This window comes from Halobacteriovorax sp., from assembly GCF_041587335.1.
Classification (GTDB): Bacteria; Bdellovibrionota; Bacteriovoracia; order Bacteriovoracales; family Bacteriovoracaceae; genus Halobacteriovorax.
In genome coordinates this window covers 1-2365 of record NZ_JBFGYP010000248.1, presented here as the reverse complement: position 1 = coordinate 2365, position 2365 = coordinate 1, and the positions used below count along the sequence as shown (strand labels likewise).

The following is a 2365-nucleotide window of genomic DNA, read 5'->3' as shown; positions in this document are numbered from 1 at the left end:
TAGTTCCTTAATGGCCTGATTAAGGTTTTTCTTATCAATATTTTCGATAAATCTCTTGATACTCTCTTCAGACTCTTGGGTAAAACTTGTATCTTCTCCCCATCTGTTGAGGTGAGAGGTATTGATCGTATTATTTAATGACGAATTTATAACTTTGTTTAAGAGGTTTTTTGAAACATGAAGAGAACTTAGTGAGCACTTTTCTTTTTTACAGTTCGTTATGGCCTTAGACATGGAGTTTGAGATCTTTAGCCTTGCAGTATTAAATAGTAGGTTCTCTTCCTTACTTAAAAATGTTGGTTTGATATCAGATAGGTGAGGTGCAACTTGCACTATCGATTGACTCTCATTTTTTCCGGAAAGTCTTTGAATGGTTGAGATAAAATTTTGCTGCTCTTGGGGAGTATAGTTCGAGCCAAGCTGTGAAATGATGGCCGGAAGGTCTCTGCTATTGATATGGGCATCGTTAGCTAAGTCTTCAAAGATATGTCCAATCTGTTGATTTGTTGAGCCAAGGGAGTCGATTGTAATGTCATTTACGTTATAATAATTTGCAACTCTACTTTCTTCTTGCTCATTATAATTATCTATATAGTTAGAGGTATTAGAATCACTATTGTAGTTAATACTGAAATTAAATAGGTCGCCGGCCTGGGCCTGAAGGCCAATTGTTATGATAAGTGTTTGAAATATGGATTGTATTATCTTTTGCACATCTCTTTATACCAGTCATGTAAAAAGAATAAACAGGAGGTGTAAATAATTCAAGTTTTGTCTTTATTTTAAGCAATTCCATTAGAATTAAATAAAAACTAAGGGATATAAGAATGCTTAAGAGACATCTTCTTTATACATTATTAATGACAGCTACTTTTGCTTCATGTTCAAAGCAATCAGCTATAGTTGTTAAAGAAGAAGTAGCACCTCCTCCTGAAGTCTATACAAGTACAATGGCAATAGATGATCTCTCCAGTGTTAATAAAAGTAATATAAATGAAGTTATTAATCGTATCTCTTCACGAATGGTCAATGATAGTGATTGGTCATATTTTTGGAAAGGTATGAATATGCAAAATAACTCTTATGATTGGGATATTGAAACATTATTAAAAATTATAGACCTTTCAAGGATTAGTTGTGGAAAGAGTGCCTCTGCATCGTTCTCAAACTTTATACAACAAATCTTAAATCGAGTTGAAGGTCTAGAAAAAGAGCAAGTTTTAATAAGAGCATTAAATCATTTTGAAACATGCTCACTTAAGTTAAATAAGAATCTTGTTAGAGAGCTTCTAAATCTCTATAAAAGTATTGAGGGGAAGTCTACTCAGAAACAGTTTATCAAAAGCTTTTCATTAATTGTAAATAGACCTATAGATGAAGATATTGTCGACCTTATTGATATACTTGATTCTATTGAAGATGTCGAAGAAAAGCTAAGTCTATATTATGGCCTTAGGGGAAGTTATCACTATAAGGCACTATCAGACAAAGTGATTGAGTCCTTTGATTATAAAGAAATAATTGATTTAAGCTTTAATGAAAAAATTGATTTAAATGATTCTTTAGAGTTTCTCACTCTTGCAAAATACCAGCAACTAGACTTGAGTAAAGAGAAAATTGAAAAGCTTTTTAAAGTAATAAATAAACAATATCTAAATGCTTCAAGTAGGCTAGAAAAATACAACATATCAAAGTTTCATTATGATTCATTAAGAAACTTAAGATATCTTTCTTTGCCAGAAGTTGAAAAATGGGCTGTCTTTGCGCTTGAAAACTTTGAAGACATTGGTAGGCTTTATCCGAAAGGATCGATTCAAAGGTTATTTCTAGAGAGCTTCAAAGGTCAAAGAGATGAAATAGAGTTTGAACATACAGATGAAAAGATAGATCAATTGCTTGTTCTCAGATCTAAAATTCAACATGAAAGAGATTCTAGTATTAGTGTAGACCTTTATGATCAACTTTGTGTTCTATTTACTGATTTTGGAGTTAGAACATTTTCATCTAATAATATTTCTGACTTTAATAAATTAGGATGTAAGAGCTTTATAAATGATGGCCTATTAAAAATAAATGAAACAGTAAATATGCCTTTTTTCAGTGCTGTTCATACCTTGGGATCAGATATTAGATTTGATAAGAAGCCAATTAAACTTTCTATAATTAATACTTCTCAAAAATTTATATATAGCAAAGTTAAAGATACTGCCTCAACTGATCAGTATGAACATATTGTGATCCCTCTTGTTTTTGCTCTATCCCCAATTAAAGACGTGAGTAGATTTAAGGTTGGACATAAGCAATATTTGGCAACTCATTATATTTACAAGGATGCTCGTCTATTAGTTCCTGGTCTTGATGGTAT

General features: G+C 31.6%; 2 protein-coding genes. One reads left to right on the top strand and one right to left on the bottom strand.

Going from position 1 to position 2365, the window contains the following annotated elements:
* On the bottom strand, positions 1 to 714 hold a 714-nt coding region (locus ABX784_RS16980), incomplete at its 3' end, for a hypothetical protein (RefSeq protein ID WP_372656252.1).
* Between the two features lie 113 nt (positions 715 to 827).
* Between ABX784_RS16980 and ABX784_RS16975 the strand changes: the two genes are divergently transcribed.
* A partial coding sequence (locus ABX784_RS16975) for a hypothetical protein (protein WP_372656251.1) occupies positions 828 to 2365 on the top strand: 1538 nt, incomplete at its 3' end.